This window comes from Georgenia phoenicis (assembly GCF_047302425.1).
Lineage (GTDB): Bacteria > Actinomycetota > Actinomycetes > Actinomycetales > Actinomycetaceae > Oceanitalea.
This window is the reverse complement of the sequence record NZ_CP154855.1, coordinates 3,067,676-3,087,628: the sequence shown is the minus strand read 5'-3', so window position 1 is coordinate 3,087,628 and position 19,953 is coordinate 3,067,676. Positions and strand designations below refer to the sequence as shown.

Annotated in this window: 19 protein-coding genes and 1 tRNA gene; 13 read left to right on the top strand and 7 right to left on the bottom strand. The window is 74.4% G+C overall.

Going from position 1 to position 19,953, the window contains the following annotated elements:
• The first annotated feature begins 103 nt into the window (after positions 1–103).
• The 4 genes from AA0005_RS14660 (at position 104) to AA0005_RS14645 (ending at position 4,636) form a co-directional block, all read left to right on the top strand.
• Positions 104–760, top strand: coding sequence for a TetR family transcriptional regulator (locus tag AA0005_RS14660; RefSeq protein ID WP_413450870.1), 657 nt, complete (start codon positions 104–106; stop codon positions 758–760).
• A gap of 17 nt (positions 761–777) precedes the next feature.
• Positions 778–1,701, top strand: a complete 924-nt coding sequence (locus AA0005_RS14655) for an ATP-binding cassette domain-containing protein (protein WP_413450869.1) — start codon at positions 778–780, stop codon at positions 1,699–1,701.
• The gene (locus AA0005_RS14650) at positions 1,698–3,329 is read left to right on the top strand and encodes an ABC transporter permease (protein WP_413450868.1); all 1,632 of its coding nucleotides are present in this window, start codon (positions 1,698–1,700) and stop codon (positions 3,327–3,329) included. Before AA0005_RS14655 ends, AA0005_RS14650 begins: the two co-directional genes overlap by 4 nt.
• Positions 3,330–3,403: 74 nt before the next feature.
• Positions 3,404–4,636: an APC family permease gene (locus AA0005_RS14645; protein ID WP_413450867.1), complete on the top strand. Its 1,233-nt coding sequence runs from the start codon at positions 3,404–3,406 to the stop codon at positions 4,634–4,636.
• Here the strand turns inward: AA0005_RS14645 and AA0005_RS14640 are convergent.
• On the bottom strand, positions 4,603–5,964 hold the full coding sequence (locus AA0005_RS14640) for an MFS transporter (RefSeq protein ID WP_413450866.1): 1,362 nt from the start codon (positions 5,962–5,964) through the stop codon (positions 4,603–4,605). The two genes, AA0005_RS14645 and AA0005_RS14640, sit on opposite strands and share 34 nt — an antisense overlap.
• A gap of 100 nt (positions 5,965–6,064) precedes the next feature.
• Between AA0005_RS14640 and AA0005_RS14635 the strand changes: the two genes are divergently transcribed.
• Positions 6,065–7,498, top strand: a complete 1,434-nt coding sequence (locus AA0005_RS14635; RefSeq protein ID WP_413450865.1) for an MFS transporter — start codon at positions 6,065–6,067, stop codon at positions 7,496–7,498.
• 19 nt (positions 7,499–7,517) lie between these two features.
• Here AA0005_RS14635 and AA0005_RS14630 read toward each other — a convergent pair whose 3' ends face one another.
• On the bottom strand, positions 7,518–9,017 hold the full coding sequence (locus tag AA0005_RS14630; RefSeq protein WP_413453105.1) for a SulP family inorganic anion transporter: 1,500 nt from the start codon (positions 9,015–9,017) through the stop codon (positions 7,518–7,520).
• Between the two features lie 208 nt (positions 9,018–9,225).
• Here AA0005_RS14630 and AA0005_RS14625 point away from each other — a divergent pair, with 208 nt between their 5' ends.
• Positions 9,226–9,609, top strand: a complete 384-nt coding sequence (locus AA0005_RS14625; protein WP_413450864.1) for a MerR family transcriptional regulator — start codon at positions 9,226–9,228, stop codon at positions 9,607–9,609.
• 25 nt (positions 9,610–9,634) lie between these two features.
• Here the strand turns inward: AA0005_RS14625 and AA0005_RS14620 are convergent, their stop codons facing one another.
• The 3 genes from AA0005_RS14620 to AA0005_RS14610 all read right to left on the bottom strand — a co-directional run bounded on the left by AA0005_RS14620 (position 9,635) and on the right by AA0005_RS14610 (position 11,807).
• On the bottom strand, positions 9,635–11,194 hold the full coding sequence (locus tag AA0005_RS14620; protein ID WP_413450863.1) for an SPFH domain-containing protein: 1,560 nt from the start codon (positions 11,192–11,194) through the stop codon (positions 9,635–9,637).
• A 163-nt stretch (positions 11,195–11,357) separates the two neighbouring features.
• Positions 11,358–11,546 (bottom strand): hypothetical protein, encoded by a 189-nt coding sequence (locus AA0005_RS14615; protein ID WP_413450862.1) that lies wholly within the window; start codon positions 11,544–11,546, stop codon positions 11,358–11,360.
• Positions 11,547–11,564: 18 nt separating this feature from the next.
• Entirely contained in the window at positions 11,565–11,807 is a 243-nt protein-coding gene (locus tag AA0005_RS14610; RefSeq protein WP_413450861.1) for an acyl carrier protein, read from the bottom strand.
• A gap of 136 nt (positions 11,808–11,943) precedes the next feature.
• On the opposite strand from AA0005_RS14610, the gene AA0005_RS14605 reads away from it, so the two are divergent.
• The 3 genes from AA0005_RS14605 (at position 11,944) to AA0005_RS14595 (ending at position 14,191) form a co-directional block, all read left to right on the top strand.
• Complete coding sequence (locus AA0005_RS14605) at positions 11,944–12,645, top strand: hypothetical protein (RefSeq protein WP_413450860.1); 702 nt, start codon at positions 11,944–11,946, stop codon at positions 12,643–12,645.
• 78 nt (positions 12,646–12,723) lie between these two features.
• Positions 12,724–13,200 (top strand): DUF6869 domain-containing protein, encoded by a 477-nt coding sequence (locus AA0005_RS14600; RefSeq protein ID WP_413450859.1) that lies wholly within the window; start codon positions 12,724–12,726, stop codon positions 13,198–13,200.
• Positions 13,201–13,264: 64 nt separating this feature from the next.
• The gene (locus AA0005_RS14595) at positions 13,265–14,191 is read left to right on the top strand and encodes a hypothetical protein (protein WP_413450858.1); all 927 of its coding nucleotides are present in this window, start codon (positions 13,265–13,267) and stop codon (positions 14,189–14,191) included.
• Here AA0005_RS14595 and AA0005_RS14590 read toward each other — a convergent pair.
• Entirely contained in the window at positions 14,188–15,147 is a 960-nt protein-coding gene (locus AA0005_RS14590; protein WP_413450857.1) for a helix-turn-helix transcriptional regulator, read from the bottom strand. The genes AA0005_RS14595 and AA0005_RS14590 overlap by 4 nt on opposite strands.
• A gap of 81 nt (positions 15,148–15,228) precedes the next feature.
• On the opposite strand from AA0005_RS14590, the gene AA0005_RS14585 reads away from it, so the two are divergent.
• Complete coding sequence (locus tag AA0005_RS14585) at positions 15,229–15,993, top strand: alpha/beta fold hydrolase (RefSeq protein ID WP_413450856.1); 765 nt, start codon at positions 15,229–15,231, stop codon at positions 15,991–15,993.
• Positions 15,994–16,019: 26 nt separating this feature from the next.
• On the opposite strand, the gene AA0005_RS14580 is transcribed toward AA0005_RS14585, so the two are convergent.
• Positions 16,020–16,092, bottom strand: a tRNA-Arg gene (locus tag AA0005_RS14580).
• Between the two features lie 104 nt (positions 16,093–16,196).
• On the opposite strand from AA0005_RS14580, the gene AA0005_RS14575 reads away from it, so the two are divergent.
• The 3 genes from AA0005_RS14575 to AA0005_RS14565 all read left to right on the top strand — a co-directional run bounded on the left by AA0005_RS14575 (position 16,197) and on the right by AA0005_RS14565 (position 19,898).
• The gene (locus tag AA0005_RS14575; protein WP_413450855.1) at positions 16,197–17,801 is read left to right on the top strand and encodes a hypothetical protein; all 1,605 of its coding nucleotides are present in this window, start codon (positions 16,197–16,199) and stop codon (positions 17,799–17,801) included.
• Complete coding sequence (locus tag AA0005_RS14570) at positions 17,798–19,300, top strand: GTPase (protein WP_413450854.1); 1,503 nt, start codon at positions 17,798–17,800, stop codon at positions 19,298–19,300. The genes AA0005_RS14575 and AA0005_RS14570 overlap by 4 nt, the downstream gene beginning before the upstream one ends.
• Positions 19,301–19,412: 112 nt before the next feature.
• A complete protein-coding gene (locus AA0005_RS14565) occupies positions 19,413–19,898 on the top strand; it encodes a single-stranded DNA-binding protein (protein WP_413450853.1) in 486 nt (161 codons plus the stop codon).
• Positions 19,899–19,953: the final 55 nt, after the last annotated feature.

The window sequence follows — 19,953 nt, the reverse complement described above, 5'->3', positions numbered from 1 at the left end:
ACCGCCGACAGCACACTTACCGCCGACAGTGCACTTACCGCCGACAGCCGACTTCTCCGAGACCGCTTGACGCCCGACTGAACGCGCGTTTAGCCTCTTGAACATGAGTTCAGCCGAGGCGGTCGAGCTCACGACCCGCGCCCGCATCCTCCGTGCCGCCGTCCGCCGGTTCGCGGCCGACGGCATCGCCGCACCGCTGCGCACCATCGCGGCGGACGCCGGGGTGAGCGCGGCGCTGATCATCCACCACTTCGGCTCACGGGACGGGCTGCGCGAGGCCTGTGACGAGCACGTCCTCGCGGTGACCCGGCAGAGCAAAGCCACCGTCTTCACCGGGGGCGCCGGCGCAGGCGCGATGCTCACGCAGCTCGCCCAGGTCGAGGGCTACGCGCCGGTCGTCGGGTACGTCCTGCGCCGGCTCCAGGCCGGCGGCCCGCTGGCTGCCCAGCTCGTCGACGGCTTCGTCTCCGACGCCGTCGAGTACCTCCGCCAGGGTGAGGAGGCCGGCGTCGTGCGCCCCAGCGCAGATCCCGAAGCACGCGCCCGCGTCCTCGCCGAGCAGGCCCTCGGGGCCCTGCTCCTCCAGCTCCCGGCCCAGCAGGACCACCTCGACCTCGAGGAGCTCCCTGCCTGGCTGCGGAGCTACTCCGAGCGCATCGTCGGCCCGCTGCTCGAGATCTACACCGAGCCGCTGCTCCTCGACCGATCGCTGCTCGACGCCTACCGGGCCGACCGTGCCGGCCGACCCGCCGAACCCTGACCCCTCAGGAGAACGCCATGTCGGACACCGCCATCCGTGCGCAGCACCTGACCAAGACCTTCGGCTCCGCCCGCGCCCTGGACGGCTTCTCGCTCACCGTGCCCACGGGGCAGGTCACCGGCTTCCTCGGCCCCAACGGCTCGGGCAAGTCGACGACCATCCGGGTCCTGCTCGGGATGCTCCGCGCCGACTCCGGGACCGCGGAGGTCCTCGGCCGCGACCCCTGGCACGACGCCGTCGCCGTCCACCGCCGCCTCGCCTACGTCCCGGGGGACACGAGCCTGTGGCCCGGCCTCACCGGCGGCGAGGCCATCGACGTCCTCACCCGGCACGAGCGGGGCACCGCGCACCGCCGGCGCCGAGCCGAGCTGCTCGAGCGCTTCGAGCTGGACCCGACGAAGCGGACCCGCACCTACTCCAAGGGCAACCGCCAGAAGGTCGCGCTCGTCGCCGCGCTGTCGCGCGACGTCGAGCTCTACCTGCTCGACGAGCCCACCTCGGGGCTCGACCCGCTCATGGAGGCGGTCTTCACCGAGGAGGTGCGGCGCCTGCGCGACGCGGGCCGCACCGTCCTGCTCTCGAGCCACATCCTTGCCGAGGTCGAGAAGCTCTGTGACACGGTGACGATCATCCGCGCCGGCCGCGACGTGGAGAGCGGCACCCTGGCCCAGCTGCGCCACCTCACCCGCTCGACCGTCACCGCGACGACGACGGCGGACCCGGCCCGCGTCGAGCGGGTACCGGGCGTCCATGACCTCGTCGTCGACGGCGGCCGCCTGCGTTTCGACGTCGACGACACCGCCGTCCCGCGGCTCCTGCCGCTGCTGGCCGAGCTCGAGGTCCACGACCTCACGATCACCCCGCCCTCCCTCGAGGACCTGTTCCTGCGCCACTACGGCGACGAGCTGGTCCACGACCAGGTCGTGGGGGCCGGACGATGACCACGACGACCGCGACCCCGGCCACCCACCGGGAGCCCCTCACCGGCACCGGCATGCTCCTGCGGCTCTTCCTGCGGGTCTCCCGGCGCCAGATCCTCGTCTGGACGCTCGCCTTCGCCGTCCTCGTCGCCGCCTCCGTGGCCGCGCTCCGCGACACCTACCCGGACGCGCAGGCCCTGCAGGCCCGGGCCGCGCTCATGGACAACCCGGCCGCGGTCATGATGACCGGGCCGGCCTTCGCGCTCAACGACTACACCTTCGGGGCGATGCTCGCGAACGAGCTCTCGCTGTGGGTGTTCCTCCCCGCCGCGATCATGAGCGTCCTCCTCGTCGTGCGCCACACCCGCGGCGAGGAGGAGTCCGGCCGCCTGGAGATGGTGCGCTCGCTGCCGGTGGGCCGCTTCGCCCCGGCGCTCGCCGCGGTGCTCACCGTCGTCGTCGCCGACGCCGCCGTCGGGCTCGCCGTCACCGGGGCGCTCGCCGGCACCGGGATGGAGGCCGCCGACTCGGTCGCCCTCGGCCTGGCGACGGCGCTCACCGGTCTGGTCCTTGGCGCCGTCGCCGCCGTCACGGCCCAGCTCAGCGAGCACGCCCGCACCGCCTCGGCCCTCGCCCTGGGGGCGATCGCCGTCGCCTTCCTCGTGCGCGGGACCGGCGACGTCCTCGACCGCCAGGGCTCGTGGCTCTCGTGGCTCTCGCCCTTCGCCTGGGCGCAGCAGACCCGCCTGTACGTCGACCTGCGCTGGTGGCCGCTGGCAGTCTCCGCGGTGGTGACCGTCGCGCTCCTCGTGCTCGCGGCCACGCTCGCCCGCCAGCGGGACCTCGGCGCGGGGCTCCGCCCCGCCCGCACCGGGCCGGCCACCGCCTCCGACTCCCTCCGTCGACCGGCGGGCCTGGCCACCCGCCTCCTGCGGGGCACCTTCGTCGGCTGGGCGGTCGCGCTGTTCCTCTTCGCGCTCGCCTTCGGGACGCTGGCCACCTCCCTCGAGGGGATGGTCGAGGACATCCCGGCGGTGGGGGAGTGGATCAGCCTCGACCTCGGCGACCTCACCAGGTCCTTCGCCGCCGTCATCCTCGGCTTCTTCGCGGTCGGCCCGCTGGCGCTCGCCGTCTCCGGCGTCCTGCGCCTGCGCGAGGAGGAGCGGGCCGGCCGGGTCGAGGGGGTGCTCGTCTCCGGCAGCTCCCGGACGGCGCTCGTGGGCGCCTGGGTGGCGGTCGTCGCCGCGGGCACGGTGCTGGTCCAGGTCCTCCTCGGCCTCGGCGTCGGGCTCGGCGTCGCGCTCGCCACCGGCGAGGCGGCGTGGGTCGGTGAGCTCATCGCCGCGTCGCTCGCCCACCTCCCCGCCATCCTCCTCGGTGGTGCCGTCGCCCTGGCGCTGCACGGCCTGGCCCCGCAGCTCGGTGGGCTGGCCTGGGTGCTGGTCGTGTGGGCGGCGATCGTCGCCATTCTCGGCGGCCTGCTGGGCCTACCCACGTGGGCGCAGGACCTCTCGCCGCTCGCGCACACCCCCGCCGTCCCCGACGAGCCCCTCGCCCTCGCCCCGCTGCTCGTCATGGCGGCTCTCGCCGCGGCCCTCACCGCCGTCGGCCTGCTCGGCTTCCGACGGCGCGACGTCGCCGCCGCCTGACCCGCCTGTTCACCGGCCGGTCACCCGGGCGCTGTAGCGTCCCGCCACACCTGCCCACCTGCTCGAGGAGGACCGTGCCGAGCGAGCCCGCCCTGACCCGCCGCCTGGGCACCGGCGACGCCGTCGTCGTGGGCCTGTCCTCGATGATCGGCGCGGGAGTCTTCGCCGTCTTCGCACCGGCCGCCGCGGCGGCGGGCAGCGCCCTCCTGCTCGGGCTGCTCGTCGCCGGCGCCGTCGCGGTCTGCAACGCGACGTCCTCGGCGCAGCTCGCCGCCCAGTACCCGAGCTCCGGCGGCACCTACGTCTTCGGGCGGGAGCGGCTCGGCGCGTGGCCCGGTTTCCTCGCGGGCTGGTGCTTCGTCGTCGGCAAGGCCGCGAGCTGCGCGGCGATGGCGCTGACGGTCGGCGCCTACGCCGCGCCGGACGGCTGGGAGCGGCCCGTGGCGGCCGCCGTCGTCCTCGTCCTCGGCGCCGTCAACTGCGCGGGGGTGCGGCCGATGGCGGTGGTCGCGCGCGTGGTCGTCGCCGTCGTGCTCGCCGTCCTGCTGCTCGCGGTCGCCCTCGGCCTCGGCGAGGCGGGCGGGGGCGCGGCCCTCGGCGCGACCGACTGGTCCTGGTACGGCGTGCTGCAGTCCGCCGGCCTCCTCTTCTTCGCCTTCGCCGGCTACGCGCGCCTGGCCACCCTCGGGGAGGAGGTGCGCGAGCCGGAGCGGACGATCCCGCGCGCCGTCCTCCTCGCGCTCGGCCTCGTCCTGGCGACCTACCTCCTCGTCGCCGTCATGCTCCTGCTCACGCTCGGCCCCGAGCGGCTGGCGGCGTCGCCCGCCCCGGTGGCCGACGCCGTCGGCGGGACGTGGCTCGCCCCGTTCGTCCGCGGTGCGGCGGCGCTCGCGGCCCTCGGCGCGCTGCTCACCCTGCAGGCCGGCATCGGGCGCACGACCCTCGCCATGGCCCGGACCGGTGACCTGCCGCGGTGGCTCGGCGCTGTCCACCCGCGCGCCCGGGTGCCGTACCGGGCCGAGGCGGTGCTCGCCGTCGTCGTCGCGGCTGCGGTCCTGCTCGTCGACCTGCGCGAGGCGATCGGCTTCTCCTCCTTCGGGGTGCTGCTCTACTACGCGGTCACCAACGCGGCCGCCCTCACCCAGCCGCGGGAGTGGCGCCGCTTCCCGCGGGCGGTGCCGGTGGCGGGGCTGCTCGGCTGCCTCGTCCTCGTCGCGACCCTGCCGGCGACGGCGGTCGTGGGCGGCGCCGTCGTGGTCCTCGCGGGTGCGGCCTACAGGGCCGGGCGGCGGGTGACCCGGCGGTAGGCGCGGTCCCACCAGTGCTCGGTCTGCGGCACGACGACGCGCTCGCCGCGGCTCATCCGCTCGAGGACGTCCGCGCGCACCCCGAGGAGGGTGAGGACGAGGGCGAGGGTGGAGACGACGGCGATGAGGCCGATGGAGGCCACCGCCCACCGGTAGTCGAGCAGGCTCGGGTCGGCGGCGCCGGACCGCAGGTCCAGGACCCTCCCGACGACGATCGCCGCCACCATCGCCCCGACGAAGCCGCCGGCGTTGACCAGGCCCGTCGCCGTCGAGATCCGCACCGGTGCGTTGTAGTCGCGGGCGATGTGGAAGCCGATCTGCGAGCCGGGACCACCGAGGGCGAGCAGGACGAAGGCCACCGTGACGACCGCGTGCGGCGGCTCGCCGCCCGGCCACAGCACGAGCAGCGCCAGGCCGGCGATGCCCAGGAGGGCGACGGCGATCGCCATCGGGGACCGCCAGGTCGGGCGGCGGCCGGCGAGCGGGCCGACGACGAAGCTCATCGCGAGCGTGCCGAGGACGAAGATCGACAGCTGGGAGGCCGCCGCGGCGTCGGAGTAGCCGAGGCCGGCGGTGAGGTAGGGGTAGCCCCACACGAGGGAGATGACGACGCCGGGCGCCATCGTGGCCTGGTGGGTCCAGAAGCCCAGGCGCGTCTCGCGCCGCGACCACGCCTCACGCACGTCGGCGACGGCGCGGCGCGGGACCGCGGGCACGTCGGCGGGCAGCACCCGGTAGGGCGCCGCCACCGCGGGCCGCAGCAGGAGCAGCGCGTAGACGAGCGAGGCGGCGGCCGTGAGCGCGAAGGTGCGCGTCCAGCCGAGCCAGCCGAGGGCAGCGACGAGCGGGACCGTCGCGGCGAGGTTGCCGGCCATCCCGATGAGGCCGGTGAGCATCGTGAGGACGGCGTAGCGGTGGTGCGGGAACCACATCGCGGCCAGCCGCAGCACCGCGATGAAGACGGCGGAGTCCCCGATCCCCAGCAGGCCGCGGGCCGCGAGGGCCACGGGGTAGCTCGTGGCGAAGGCGAAGGCGAGCTGCGCGGTCCCGAGCACGAGGGTGGCGGCGAACAGCACCCGGCGCGGGCCCCACCGGTCGATCGCGACCCCGGAGGGGACCTGCATGACGGCGTACAGGCCGAGCTGGACCATGACGAAGGAGCCGAGCTGGGTGGCCGTGATACCCAGCCGGTCCACCGCGTCCGGACCGGCCACGCCCAGCGAGGCGCGGTGCAGCAGCGCGAGGAAGTAGACCCCGCCGCCGGTCAGCCACACGGCCCACGCGGACTGGCGGGCGCGGTCACCGAAGCGGGAGAGTGGCGAGGTCACGATGGTCCATGATCCCACCGCACGGTGGCGGTCAGTAGCATCGTGAGGCACACATCGACGAGAGGCGGCCCACCCTGAGCCCGACGAGCGCGGTGAGGCCGTGAGCCCGGCCGAGGACACCCCGGACCCCAGGCGCTGGCGCATCCTCGCGGTGCTGCTCGTCGCCATCTTCATGTCGCTCGTCGGCGTAAGCATCATCAACGTCGTCCTGCCCTCGATCCAGCGCGGGCTGGAGGCCAGCGACTCCGAGCTCCAGTGGGTGCTCACCGGGTACGCGCTGACCTTCGGCGTCGTGCTCGTCGCCGCGGGCCGGGCGGGCGACATCCTCGGGCGCGGGCCGCTCTTCATCGTCGGCGTCGCGCTGTTCACGCTCTCCTCGGTGGCCGGCGGCCTCGCGCCGGACCCGCTGAGCCTCAACATCGCCCGCGTCGTCCAGGGCCTGGGCTCCGGGCTGCTCAACCCGCAGGCCGTCGGGATGATCCAGCAGTACTTCCGCGGCGCCGAGCGGGGCCGCGCCTACGGCGCGCTCGGCAGCGTCATCGGGGTGTCCGTCGCGATCGGCCCGGTCATCGGCGGGCTCATCGTCCAGCTCGCCGGGGAGGCGCAGGGCTGGCGCTGGACCTTCCTCGTCAACGTCCCCGTCGGGATCGCGGCCATCGTCCTCGCGCTCCGCTGGCTGCCCCGGCCGCTGCGCAACCCGCGCGAGGCGGGCGCACGCTCGGTGATCCGGGACCTCGACCCCGTGGGTGCCGTACTCCTCGGCCTCGCCGTCCTCGCTCTCCTCCTGCCCTTCGTCGAGCGCACCCTCGGGCCGGGCGGCTGGCTCGTCCTGCCCGTGGGCCTGGGGCTGCTCGGCCTGTGGGTGTGGTGGGAGCGGCGCTACCGCGACCGTGGCCATGCCCCCATGGTCGACCTCGCGCTCTTCCGGGTCCGCAGCTTCTCCACCGGCACGCTCATCGCCGGCCTCTACTTCATGGGCGTGACGAGCGTGTGGGTGCTCGTCGCGCTCTACGTCCAGAACGGCCTGGGCCGCAGCGCCCTCGAGGCCGGCCTCATCGGCATGCCCGCCGCCGTGCTCTCGGCCTTCACCGCCAACTGGTCCGGCCGGCGGGTGGGCCGCCACGGCCGGCGGATCGTCGTCGCCGGGATCTGCAGCGCCATCGTCGGGCTCGGGCTGAGCATCGCCGTCGTCCAGCTCGTCGACGCAGAGCGCGCGAGCGTGTGGTGGATGCTCCTCACCCTCGCCTTCGTCGGCGGCGCGCAGGGACTGGTCATCACCCCCAACCAGACGATCACGCTCGGGGAGGTGCCGCTGGAGTACTCCGGCAGCGCCGGCGGGGTGCTGCAGACCGGCCAGCGCATCGGGACGGCGATGGGCCTGGGCATCATCACCGCCGTCGCCTTCGCGGTGCTCGACGGCGGTGGGTGGCCCCTCGCCGTCACCGCAGGCTTCGCGACGACGGCGGGGCTGCTGCTCGTCACGCTCGTCATCGCCGTCGTCGACGTGCGCGGGGAGCGGCGGCCCACCGCCTGAGCGGAGGGTCGCCGCGGTCCTAGGACTCGCCGCTCAGGTGGCCGGCGAGGCGGGCGTGCCGCTCGGCGCTCGCCTCGTTGAGCCCGGTGATGGTGACGTTCTTGCCCTTGGCGGCGTACTTCGTCGTGATGGCGTCGAGCGTCGCGACGGTCGAGGCGTCCCAGATGTGCGACTGCGACAGGTCGATGACGACGTTCTTCGGGTCTCCGGTGTAGTCGAACTGGTAGACGAGGTCGTTGGACGAGGCCCACAGCAGCTCACCGACGACGGCGTAGACGCGGGTGTCCTCGTCCGGGTGGGCGACCTCGACGACCTGGGTGAAGTGGGAGACCCGGTTGACGAACATGACCGCGGCGACGACGACGCCCGCGATGACGCCGTAGGCGAGGTTCTCGGTCGCGACGGTGACGGCGACGGTCGCGAGCATGACCGTGGTCTCGCTCTTCGGCATGCGGCGCAGGGTGGACGGCTTGACCGAGTGCCAGTCGAAGGTGGCGACCGAGACCATGACCATGACGGCGACGAGGGCGGCCATGGGGATGGTGCCGACGATGTCACCGAGCCCGACGACGAGGATGAGGAGGAAGACACCCGCGAGGAAGGTGGAGATGCGGGTGCGGGCGCCGGAGACCTTGACGTTGATCATCGTCTGGCCGATCATCGCGCAGCCACCCATGCCGCCGAAGAAGCCGGTGATGACGTTGGCGGTGCCCTGGCCCCACGCCTCGCGGGTCTTGTCGGAGTGGGTGTCGGTGACGTCGTCGACGAGCTTGGCCGTCATGAGCGACTCCATGAGCCCGACGAGCGCCATCGCGACGGAGAAGGGGCCGATGATCTGCAGGGTCTCGAGGGTGAGCGGGACGTCCGGCAGGAAGAGGGAGGGCAGGGAGTCGGGGAGCTCGCCCTGGTCGCCGACGTTCGGGACGGCGAGGCCGAAGGCGAGGGTCACCGCGGTGAGGACGACGATCGCGACGAGCGGGCCCGGCACCGCCCTGGTCACGCGGGGCACGAGGACGATGAGCGCGATGCCCGCGACCACCATGGCGTAGACGTGCCAGGAGACGTCGGTGAGGTACGGCAGCTGGGCGAGGAAGATGAGGATCGCCAGGGCGTTGACGAAGCCGACCATGACGCTGCGCGGGATGAACCGCATGAGCCGGGCGACGCCCAGGAGACCCATGGCGACCTGGATGAGGCCGGCGAGGATGACCGTGGCGATGAGGTAGTTCATGCCGTGCTCACGCATGACCGGGGCGATGACGAGGGCGACGGCGCCGGTCGCCGCCGAGATCATCGCGGGGCGGCCGCCGAGGAAGGCGATGGACACGGCCATGGTGAAGGAGGCGAAGAGCCCCACGCGCGGGTCGACGCCGGCGATGATCGAGAAGGAGATCGCCTCGGGGATGAGCGCGAGCGCGACGACCAGGCCGGCGAGCACCTCGGTGCGCAGGCGGCGGGGGCTGCGCAGCGCCCCGACGACGGAGGTGACGTCCTCGGTGCGTGCCCGGCGGCGCTCCATGGGGCTGGGGCCGGGCGCGGCGAGGGGTGAGGTCACGAGGTCTCCCGTGGTCGAGGCGGCGGGGCGCCCGGTCGTCAGGTCAGGCGGCGCGCCGTCGAGCCGGGAGCAACTCTAACGTGACGTGAGAGTTCTGCGGGCGTGACATCGCCCACCACCGGTGCGTGCGGCCCGCTCGGTAGAGTCGGGACCCCGGACGAGAGGACGCCGCATGGGCAGCCGCATGCAGATCGGCGAGGTCGCCGAGCGCACGGGGCTGTCCCTGCGCACCATCCGCTACTACGGCGAGGTCGGCCTCGTCGCGCCGTCGAGCAGGACCGAGGGCGGGTTCCGTCTCTACACCGACGGGGACGTCGCCCGGCTCGAGCTCATCAAGACGATGAAGCCGCTGGGGTACACGCTCGAGGAGATGAGCGACGTGCTCGAGGTGCTCGCGGAGCTCGAGGGCTCCGCGAGCCGTCGTCCCGAGCTGGACGAGCGGCTGGTCGCCATCCGCGCGTCGGCCGCGACCCGCCGGGACCGCCTGCGCAAGGAGCTCGCGGCCGCCGAGTCCTTCATCCTGCAGCTCGACGAGCGAGCCGGGGACGGCGCCTGACCGGCGTCGTCCTCGGCAGCTGTCGTCAGCTCGTCGCGGCCTGGCTGTCGCCGTCGTCGCCGCGGCCACCCACGCCGGCCGGCTGGGGCTGCTGCCCGCCGGTGCGGCCGCGGACGATCTCGAGCAGGTCGATGCCGGTCTGCGCCTTGAGCAGGGTGGCGAGCTCCTGGACGCCCACGGAGACCTGGTCGGTGAGCCGGGAGGCGCCGTCCTTGTCGATGACGGTGATGTCGTCGATGCTGCCGAGCGCGTCGGCGTAGGGCTGGGCCATGCGGGGGAGCGCGTCGAGGACCATCTGGAGGCGGGCCGACTCGGGGAAGGCCTCGTAGGCGTCGGCCTCGGCCTTGATCGCGGCACCGCGGGCCTCACCCTTGGCCCGCTCGGCGGCCGCCTCGGCCTCACCGCGCGCCTGGACACCGTCCGCCTCGGCCCGGGCCAGGGCGAGGGCACCCTCGGCCCGGCGCTGCTGCTCGATGAGCTGGGCCTCGGCGCGGGCACGGGCCGCGGAGGCCTCGGCGTCGGCCTGTGCCATGGTGCGCTGCGCCTCGGCCTCCGCCTTGCGGATCGCGGCGGTCTTCGATGCCTCCGCCTCCTGCTCGGCGGCGTACTTGCGGGCGTCGGCCTCCTGCGCGGCCTCGTACTTGCGGGCCTCGGCGGGCTTGCGGACCTCGGTCTGCAGCTCCTGCTCACGCAGCGCCGCCCGGCGCTGGGCGACCTGCTCCTGCTGGACGAGGACGGCCTGCTGGGCCTCCGCCTCGGCGCGCTCGCGGGCGGCCTCGGCCTCGGCCTGCGCCGTCGCGGTCTCCTGGGCAATCTGCGCGTTGCGCAGCGCGAGGGCCTTGTTCGACTCGGCGATCTGGACGGCGGACTCGTTGGACCGTTCCGTGCTCTCCTGGCGGGCCTGCGCCTCGGCGATCTCCGCGTCCCGGGCGACGGCGGCGGCCCGGGGGCGCCCGAGGTTGCGGATGTAGTCGCCGCTGTCCTCGACGGTCTGGATCTCGAAGTTCTCCAGGACGAGGCCGCGCTCGGCGAGCATCGGGACCGCGATGTCCTTGACCTCCTTGGAGAACTCCTGGCGCTCGTAGAGGATCGACTCGACGGTGAGCGTGCCGGCGATGGTGCGCAGGACACCGACGAGGACCTCGCTGGTCTGCTGCTCGATGACCTGCTCCTGGCTGCGGCCGGCGAAGCGCTGGGCAGCGGCGCGCACCATCCGCTCGGTCCCCCCGACCTTGACGACGGCGATGGAGCGCAGCGTGACGCCGACACCGCTCTTCGTCGTCGCGTCCTCGGCGGCGACGGAGAAGCTCTGAGAGGCGAGCGACAGGCGCACGACCTGCTCGAACACCGGCTTGACGAAGGTGCCGCCCCCGATGACGACGCGCTGGCCGGACAGGTCGGTCGTCTCGTCCCCGGTCTCGGGGTTGATGACCGGCTTGCCGCTCTTGCGGCCGGTGATGATGAGCGCCTCGTCCGGCGTCGCGATCTTGAAGCGCACCTTGGCGTAGATGAAGCCGGCGATGACGAGGACGATGAGGGCAACGACCGCCACGACGACGATCAGGGCGGTGCCGGCGAGTTCCATGGGGCTCCTTCGCGGTGGACGGTACGGCCGTGCGCAGCCACCCTACCGACGCCGGACGCGACACTTGTCGCTTTCCACCGCCCCGCCCCATCTCCCGCCGACAGCACACTTACCGCCGACAGTGCACTTAGCGCCGAGAGCCGACTTCTCCGGCGTCGTCCCGTCAGCCGGCGTCGAAGCGGTCCTCGCCGGCGGCGTCGGGGTCGTCCCGCGGCTCGCCCTGTGCCGGTACGGCGCCGGTGAGGTCGGGGGTGTCCTCCCTGGTCTCCGGGGCGGCGCGGTCGGGTGTCTCGGGGGCGGACGTGTTCTGCGGGTTCTCCACGGGCACGTCCCCGGTCGGGCTCTCACTCATCGCTGTGCTCCTGTTCTGTCACTGCTGCGGTGACGTCTGGTCGGTGCCGCCCCCGAGCTGGCGGAGGAACTCGTGGCAGCGGTGCGCCCGCTCGGAGTCCTCCCTCATCACCTGCTCGAAGAAGGCGGCGATGTCCTCCTTGCCGGCGTTGCGGGCGTCGCGCACGTACTGGCCGTAGTCGTGCCCGGCCTTGAGCGCGTGGTACTGCACGGAGATGAGGTCGAAAGTGACGTCGTCGAAGCCGGTCTCGCCGGTGGCCATGGTCTGCTCCCTCGTCGGTGAAACGTGCTGGTCCTCCTAGTGTGTGACCGCCATCACGCCCGGTGCATCTCGGGACTTCGACCACCTCGTCCGCAGAGCCCTGAAAGATCGTGCTGCCGGCCGACACAGTCGGGACATGGCTCCCGATCGACCCGCAGGCCACCGACGGCGGCTCCGTGTGGCCCTCGCCGCTGCCAGCCTGTGCGCGCTCGCCGCGTGCGGGACACAGTCCGCGCCGGTCGACCCGGGTGTGACGGACCCCGGGACGAGCGCCCCTCCGCCGGCGGAGGTCGTCGAGACGGGTCCGGACTGCCTCGCCGACGACGTCGTCGCCAGCATCTCGCTGTTCCCGCACGAAACCGGCCGTCCCGGCCCTACGCCGGGCACGGTCCCGCCGGACTTCGCGCCGGCCGCCGTCGTCACCTGCAGGGTCTCGCTGACCGAGCCGCTCCTGGAGCCCGCCCCGCCCACCCTCGTGCCGCGGATCGACGACCTCGGTGCCGACGAGCCCGTTCCCAGCGACGACGGCGAACCCGGCGCGGTCCAGCGGCTCACCGTCGAGGAGGTCACGCTCACCGGCGACCTTGAGCCACTCCTCGACGCGCTCGCCCGAGAGTCGGAGCCGCCGAGCACGGGTGCGTGCATGGCGATGATGGAGATCAAGCCGGTGGTCTTCCTCGTCGACGACGAGGGCCGGGCGGTGTGGGCGCAGTGGCCGGTCGACGGCTGCGGCTTCACCCTCGAGGGAGCCACCGCGACGCTGGACGGACTGGGGGAGACGAGCGTGACCGTGCACCGTGTCGACCAGTGCGTCGGGCCGTGTGCGACGTCGGACTGAGCTGCTGCCATGACCCGGGTGCTGGAACGTGTTCTTCGACGCGACGCCGTCGCGACGGGTCCTGGGCCATGATGAGCTGTGCAGTGGAGCCCGGAGACGATCGCGGACGTAGCGCAGGCGTACCGCGCCAACCACTCGCTCGGCAGGGGCGACAGGCAGGCCCGCCTCGCACAGGAACAGCACTTCTGGGCTGCGGATGCCGTCACGGATGCCGCGGGAGACGGCACCCTGCCGCTCGAACTCATCGACGCGCTCCTGCACCTGGAGCCGCACGACGAGGCGCTCGAGTCGTACGTCGCCGCCGATGCGATCGAGGACGTCATGAGGAAGCACCCCGGCCGGTATGTGGCAGCCATCGCTGAGCGCTGCCGGCGGGACCCGGTCTGGGCGCGCGCGGTCGGCGGCGTGTGGCTGGACCGGTCCACCTGGGACCTGATCCCCGACGAGCTCCGAGCGCTCATGCTGGAGCCGGAGATCCCCCAACAGGTGCAGCGGGTGCGCACGCGCCGCGGGCGGAAGGCAAAGCGCCAGTCGCAGCGGGGCCGGCGCCGCTGAGGCGAGTGCTCGCGAAAGCGGCATCTCAGATGCGGCGCTGTGGCACGGTGTCGAGGTGCGTCGAGTGCTGAGCAGTGTCGCGGCCCTGTCCGTCGTCGTCCTGGCCGCGTGCTCGCCGGCCGAGCCTGCGTCAGAGCCTGCCGCGGCCGCGGCCACCCCTGTGCCGTCGCCTGACGACGGCGAGCAGGAGGGCACCCTGTGCGCGGAGTTCCCGCCGCGGGAGCCGATGTACCCGCCGGACCAGCTGGAGGGGTGGTGGAACGCGACCCCCGCCGACCCGCAGACGGGCGAGGTCGTCGTGGACCCGGCCGAGTGGGCCGACGCGCGGATGCGGGAGCACCCGCGCGTGGCGGTCGTCAGCACCCAGTCCGGGGCGGGGGTGACGTGGGACCGGACGAGCTGCGGCACGTCCGTCGACGGCATCCCGACCGTCGCCGACGACTGGCCACCGCTGTCCTACGTGGTCGTCGACGCGGACACTGGGGAGCTGCTCGACTCCGTGGAGATCGTCGACGTCGACGGCGGCGAGGACCTCGCGACGACCGCGAGCGTCTTGGCCACCGTTCTCGACAACGGGGGAGTGAGGCTTGAAGGGCACGAGGCCGCCCGGTACTCCGCCCTCGTGGCCCCAGAGGACCCCTATGGCCTCGAGCTCGCCGGGGCCGTCGGCATCGACGACCCCGACGTCGTCGGTGGCGCCTTCGAGTCTCCCGACGGTGTGGGCTTCAGCTTCCGCGTCCAGCGCGGGCCGGACCTGGACCTCGGCGACTTCCTGGGCTTCGTCACCGAGCCGCTCGAGGTCGACGGCGGTGAGGGGCGGACCGCCGGCGCCCGGTCGTGGAGCTTCCTGGCGGAGGCGCTGGCCACCGGCGGCGAGTGCACCGCCTCGGTCACCGCGCTGCCCACCAGCACCGACGTGCCGCCGTTCCCAGAGGGCTACGCGGACTACCTCTCGACCACCGTGCTCCAGCGGCTGCTGGCGACCTGCTAGCCCGCGGCCGCGCTGGCCCGTAGACGGTCAGCGAGGGCGAGGACCTCCTCGCGCAGCGCGTCGGGGGTGAGGACCTCGAAGTCCCAGCCGAGCCCGGCGAGCATGCGCGCCATGCCGTCGAGGCGCTCGGCGCGTGTCTCGAGGAGGACGCCGTCGGCGTGCTCGCCCAGGCGCCCGACGCTCGGCGGTAGCCGCTCGGCGGCCTCCGCGCGGGTGGCCCGCAGGACGACCCGCACCTTGTGCGCCCACCGGACCTCCGCGATCCCGGACACGACCCGGGCGGTGGCGTCGAAGTCGGCGGGGACGTCGTAGGAGCCCTCGCCCTGGGCGACCGAGGCGATGCGGTCGAGGCGGAAGGTCCGCACGTCGTCCCGGCCGTGGTCGTGCCCGGTGACGTACCAGCGGCCGGAGTGGAACACGAGGCCGTAGACGTCGAGCTCGCGCCGGGACTCGCGCCCGTCCCAGGCGGTGTACGCGACCGCGACGGTGCGCCGCGCCTGCGCCGCCGCGGCGAGCGCGAGGAGGACGTCGGCGCCGGCCGGGGCGGCGACCCGGGCCGGGCTCGTGAACTCGGCGCTCGCGAGCAGGCTGTCGAGCCGCCGGCGCAGCGCCTGCGGCAGGACGCGCGAGACCTTGGCGAGCGCGCTCGCCGTCGCCGCGGGGGCGGTGGTGGCGAGCCCCGCGCGCTCCGCTGCCTTGAGGCCGAGGACGACGGCAACCGCCTCGTCGTCGGTGAGCATGAGCGGCGGCAGCTTGTACCCGGGCAGGAGCCGGTAACCGCCGTACCGGCCGCGCTCGGACTGGACGGGGATGCCGAGGTCGGCGAGGTGCTCGGCGTACCGCCGCACCGTCCGCTCGTCGACCCCGAGCCTGCCTGCCAGCTCGCCGACGGTGCGCTGCCCACCCGTCTGGAGCAGCTCGAGCATGGCGAGCACGCGGGCGGTCGGGCGGGTCACCGCGGACCTCGCCGCGTGCCGTCGAGGTCGCTCCGATATACCGGGCGGGAAGTGTCCACAATGCACCCTAGCGTCGTGCCCATGAGCACCGACACCACCACCTACGTCCTCGTTCCCGGCTTCTGGCTGGGCGCCGCGGTCTGGCGACCGGTCGCCGACGCGCTGCGCGCCCAGGGCCACACGGTCCACGCCGTCGACCTCACCGGGATGGGCGAGCGCGCCCACCTCGCCACCCCGCAGACCGGCCTCACCACCCACGTCGACGACGTCGTCACCCTGCTCGAGGAGCAGGACCTGCACGACGTCGTCCTCGTCGGCCACAGCTACGGCGCTCTCGTGGTGACCGGCGCGGCGGACCGCGTGCCCGAGCGGGTCGCCCGCCTCGTGTACATCGACTCCGGCCCCCTGCCGCAGGGCATGGCGCAGGCCGACTTCGACGGGCCGGAGACGCGCGCGGCGAACGAGGACCAGGTCATGACGCACGGCGAGGGCTGGACGCTCGCGCCCCCGCCCTGGGCCGTCCTCGCCGACGGCGTGGACGGGGTCGATACCGCCGCCGTCGCCGCCCTCGTCGCGGGCTCACGGCCGCAGCCCTGGCGCACCGCCACCGAGCCGGTCACGCTCACCGGCGCGTGGGAGCGGCTGCCGCGGACCGCGGTGCTGTGCAGCTTCGGTGTCGACCAGGTGAGGCAGCTGGCACCGCACGCGCCGGTGTTCGCGCTCATGGTCGACGGCGACTGGAGCTACGTCGAGCTCCCGACCTGGCACTGGCCCATGGTCAGCCGCCCGGCAGAGCTCGCAGACGTGCTTGGTTCGGTCGGTCAGGCGGCGCCCGTGCACGCCTGACGGCGGTCCGGCCCGCCCGCCGTCTGCGCCCCCGGCAGGACTCGAACCTGCAACCTACGGATTAGAAGGCCGTTGCTCTATCCATTGAGCTACGGGGGCCCGGCGCGCGGCCAGGTCCCACGGTAGTGCCTGTGGACGACACGCACGCCGACACGTGACGCGCAGGCTTGGTCCTGGACGCGCTGACCAGGGAGGATGGAGGGGTGACTGCCACCCCCTACTCCCGAGACACGCTCTCGGCCCGTCATGTGCGGGGGCGGTCCCCGATTCTCGACGTCGTCACCGACCTGCTCGACGACGTCACCTCCACCCGTTTCCCGCTCGACCTGCCCGGTACCGAGGGACTGCGCGAGCTGCGCGACCGCGTCGAGACGCAGATCGGTGCCCACCTCCTGCCGCGGCTCAAGCGGGAGGCGGGTCCCGCCGTCGTCGTCCTCGGGGGCTCGACGGGGGCGGGGAAGTCGACGCTGGTCAACTCCGTCGTCGGCCGCGAGGTCTCGCCCGCCGGAGTGATCCGGCCCACGACCATCAGCCCCGTCCTGGCCGTGCGCAGCGAGGACACCTGGCTCGTCGCCGAGCACCCCGTCACCGAGCTCGCCCAGGTCGTCCCCGACGACGGCGTGCCCGCCGGCCTGGCCCTGCTCGACGCCCCCGACCTCGACTCCGTCCTCGAGGGCAACCGCACCCTGGCCAACCTCCTGCTCGAGACCGCCGACCTGTGGCTCTTCGTCACCACCGCCGCCCGCTACGGGGACGCCGTGCCGTGGCGGGTGCTCGCGCAGGCGCAGGAGCGGGGGATCTCCGTCGCCGTCGTCCTCAACCGGGTGCCGCGCCGCGTGCTGCCGGAGGTGCGGGCCGACCTCATGCGCCGGATGACCGAGCTGGGCCTGGGGGAGGCGCCGCTGTTCGTCGTCGAGGACGTCGGACCGCACGAGGGCCTGCTGCCCGAGCGCGTCGTCGAGCCCGTCCGCACCTGGCTCGGTCTCCTCGGCGGCCGCAACACCGCCCGCGGCGTCGTGCGCCGCACCACCCAGGGCGTGTGGGGGACACTGCGCGAGGAGCTGCTGCGCCTCGCCGACGGCGTCACCGAGCAGGCCATGGCCGCCGGCACGCTGCGCTCGCGGGCCGAGCAGGCGGTGGGGGAGGCCGCCGACGCGCTCGTCGCCCGCCTGCGCACCGGCGTGGCCACCCAGGGCGCCCCGACCACCCGCTGGCTCTCCGCCGCCAGCAGCGGCGGCGTACTCGCCCCGCTCACCGGCGACGTCTCCCGCATCCGCAAGGGCTGGCGCGGCAGCGGCGTGCGCGACCGCAGCCGCGCCGCCGTCGCCATCGGCGCCGAGACCCGCCAGGCGCTGGCCCCGCTCGTCGCCGACGCCGCCGCCGACGCCGCCGCGGGCCTCCGGGCAGCCTGGTCCGAGCCCGGTCGCGGCGGGACGGCCCTGCTCATGGACGACGACGGCGCTCGCGACCCGCGCGTCGAGGGCGCCATCGCCGCGTGGGCGACCCGTACCGGCACGCTCGCCGAGCGGGTGCTCGGCGAGTCCGCACGTGCCCTCGACCCCGCGGGGCTGAGCGGACTGCTCCAGGCGGCCGCGGCCGGTCTCGAGGGCGCCGCCCGCGCCGTGCGCTCGCTCGTGCCGGGCGAGGACGTCGTCGCGGCCGTCGCCCAGGACCTGCACACGACCGCGGCCGAGGCCGTGCGGGACGAGGCTCGCCCGTCCCTCGACCGGCTGGCCGCCCTCGGGCTGCGCAGCGAGGCCGGAGCGGGCCTGCGGCTGCGGGCCAGCGAGCTGAGAGGACACCGATGAGCCACCACGGCGCGCACGCCGCCCCCGCCGCCGACGACGCCCGCCTCAGCGCGAACGTCCAGCGGATCGCCGCCGCGCTCGAGCAGGCCGGTGACGAGGTCGCGCCCGAGCTCGTCACCGCCTCGCTCGCCGACATCGCCCAGGTCGAGCGGCGCCTCGCGCTCGGGGTGGACCGCACCGTCGTCGCCCTCGTCGGCGGAACCGGCTCGGGCAAGTCCTCGCTGTTCAACGCGATCTCCGGGCTGCGCTTCGCCGACGTCGGGGCGATCCGCCCCACGACCGACCGGGCGGCGGCGTGCGTGTGGGGCGGCCCTGCGACCGAGCTCCTCGACTTCCTCGAGGTGTCCGAGCACCGGCGTATCGGGCGCGAGAGCGTGCTCGACGCCGACGAGGAGCGCGCCCTGCACGGCCTCGTCCTGCTCGACATGCCCGACCACGACTCCGTCGCCGAGGCGCACGCCGACCAGGTCGACCGGCTGCTGCCGCTCGTCGACATGCTCATCTGGGTGGTCGACCCCCAGAAGTACGCCGACCACGCGCTGCACGACCGTTACCTGCGGGCCCTGGCGGACCGCCAGGAGGCCATGCTCGTCCTCGTCAACCAGGCCGACACCATCCCGGCCGCCGCGGTGCCCCGGGTGGTGGAGTCCGTGCGGGAGCTGCTGCGCGCGGACGGCCTTGACCGGGTGGAGGTCATCACCACCTCGGCCGTCACCGGGCTGGGGGTGGCCGACGTGCGCGAGGTGCTCGCCCGGACGGTCGCCCGGTCCTCGACGGCGGCGCGCACCGCCGAGGCGGAGGTCGCCGCTGTCGCCCGCCGGCTGCGGGCCGCCGTCGGCGCGGACGAGCCCTCCCTCGGGGCCGCCGAGGTCGATGCCGCCGCCGGCGAGCTGAGCCGGGCCGGGGGCGTCGCCTCCGTCGCGGACTCCGTGCGCGCCGCGCTCGTGCGGGTGCGCTCCAGCGCCCTGGCCCGGCCCGAGCCCCCGGCCACGGGCGCCGTCGAGGCCGTGCGGGGCCGCTGGCTCACCGCCGCGACGACCGGCCTGCCCGAGCGGTGGGAGCGGGCCGTGACGCAGGCCGTGCCCACGGCCGAGACGCTGCGCGAGTCCGTCACGGCCGCCGTCGAGGGCGTGCCGCTCCCCGACGTGCGGCGACCCGGTCTGCTGGCCCTGCACGTCGGTGGCCTCGTGCTGGCGGCGCTCGGCGCCGTCGCCCTCGTCCTCGGAGCGCTCGGCGCCCTCGGGGCGGCCGACCTGCCCGGCGGGGTGCTGCTCGCCGTCGGGGCCGGCCTCGTGGTCCTCGGTGTCGTGGGGCTCGTCGCCGCGCGGGTGTCGCGCGGCTCGCAGGGGGAGCGGGCCGCGGCGCAGTACCGCCGCCAGGTGGAGGAGCGGGTCGGGGAGGTCGTCCGGCAGGAGCTCGCTGCCCCGACGGTCGCCGTGCTCGAGCGCCACCGCACGCTGCGCCTGGCCCTCGACGCGGCTGCTGCACAGGACGCCTGAGCCGCCGGACCCTCCACAGCCGGGGTCCACGCCGTCCCCGGACGACGGCGGGCAGCGGCATCGTCGTGCTCACCGCCGGCACCCGGCCGGCTCTCAGCGAGGGAGCACTGCGATGAGCGACACCAACCAGATCACCGTCCGTGGCCGCGTCGGCACCGACCCGGAGATCGTCGTCACGACGAACGACCGGGAGGTGACGAAGTTCCGGCTCGCGTGCACACGCAGCTACCGGGACTCCGCCACGGGGGAGTGGCGCGAGACGGAGACCGAGTGGTTCACCGTCAAGACGTGGGGGCCCAACGGCGCGATGGTGCAGCGGTCGGTCCGCCGGGGCATGCCCGTCGTGGTCCAGGGCGTCTTCAGCTCCGAGGAGTGGGCCGGGCCCGAGCGCACGAGCCACACCAACGTCATCACGGCCGGCGTCATCGCCGTCGACATCAAGTACGGGCAGGTGAGCTACACGAAGGTGACCCGCGAGGTGCCGAGTGAGGCGGTGCCGACGGCGGAGGGCGCGGACACCGGCGAGGACACCGGCGCGAGCGGGCCGGAGCCGCTGACGGCCGACGACCCGTGGGAGAAGGCGCCCGCGGAGGTGTGATCGCCTCGAGCGAAGCGACGTACGCCCCGGGCGCGGCCGTGGCCTACCCTGGAGG

Coding starts and splice junctions, on each gene's coding strand:
- AA0005_RS14660 (WP_413450870.1), top strand. CDS start 104: ATGAGTTCAGCCGAGGCGGTCGAGCTCACGACCCGCGCCCGCATCCTC.
- AA0005_RS14655 (WP_413450869.1), top strand. CDS start 778: ATGTCGGACACCGCCATCCGTGCGCAGCACCTGACCAAGACCTTCGGC.
- AA0005_RS14650 (WP_413450868.1), top strand. CDS start 1,698: ATGACCACGACGACCGCGACCCCGGCCACCCACCGGGAGCCCCTCACC.
- AA0005_RS14630 (WP_413453105.1), bottom strand. CDS start 9,017: ATGGAGCGCCGCCGGGCACGCACCGAGGACGTCACCTCCGTCGTCGGG.
- AA0005_RS14625 (WP_413450864.1), top strand. CDS start 9,226: ATGGGCAGCCGCATGCAGATCGGCGAGGTCGCCGAGCGCACGGGGCTG.
- AA0005_RS14620 (WP_413450863.1), bottom strand. CDS start 11,194: ATGGAACTCGCCGGCACCGCCCTGATCGTCGTCGTGGCGGTCGTTGCC.
- AA0005_RS14615 (WP_413450862.1), bottom strand. CDS start 11,546: ATGAGTGAGAGCCCGACCGGGGACGTGCCCGTGGAGAACCCGCAGAAC.
- AA0005_RS14610 (WP_413450861.1), bottom strand. CDS start 11,807: ATGGCCACCGGCGAGACCGGCTTCGACGACGTCACTTTCGACCTCATC.
- AA0005_RS14605 (WP_413450860.1), top strand. CDS start 11,944: ATGGCTCCCGATCGACCCGCAGGCCACCGACGGCGGCTCCGTGTGGCC.
- AA0005_RS14585 (WP_413450856.1), top strand. CDS start 15,229: ATGAGCACCGACACCACCACCTACGTCCTCGTTCCCGGCTTCTGGCTG.
- AA0005_RS14570 (WP_413450854.1), top strand. CDS start 17,798: ATGAGCCACCACGGCGCGCACGCCGCCCCCGCCGCCGACGACGCCCGC.
- AA0005_RS14565 (WP_413450853.1), top strand. CDS start 19,413: ATGAGCGACACCAACCAGATCACCGTCCGTGGCCGCGTCGGCACCGAC.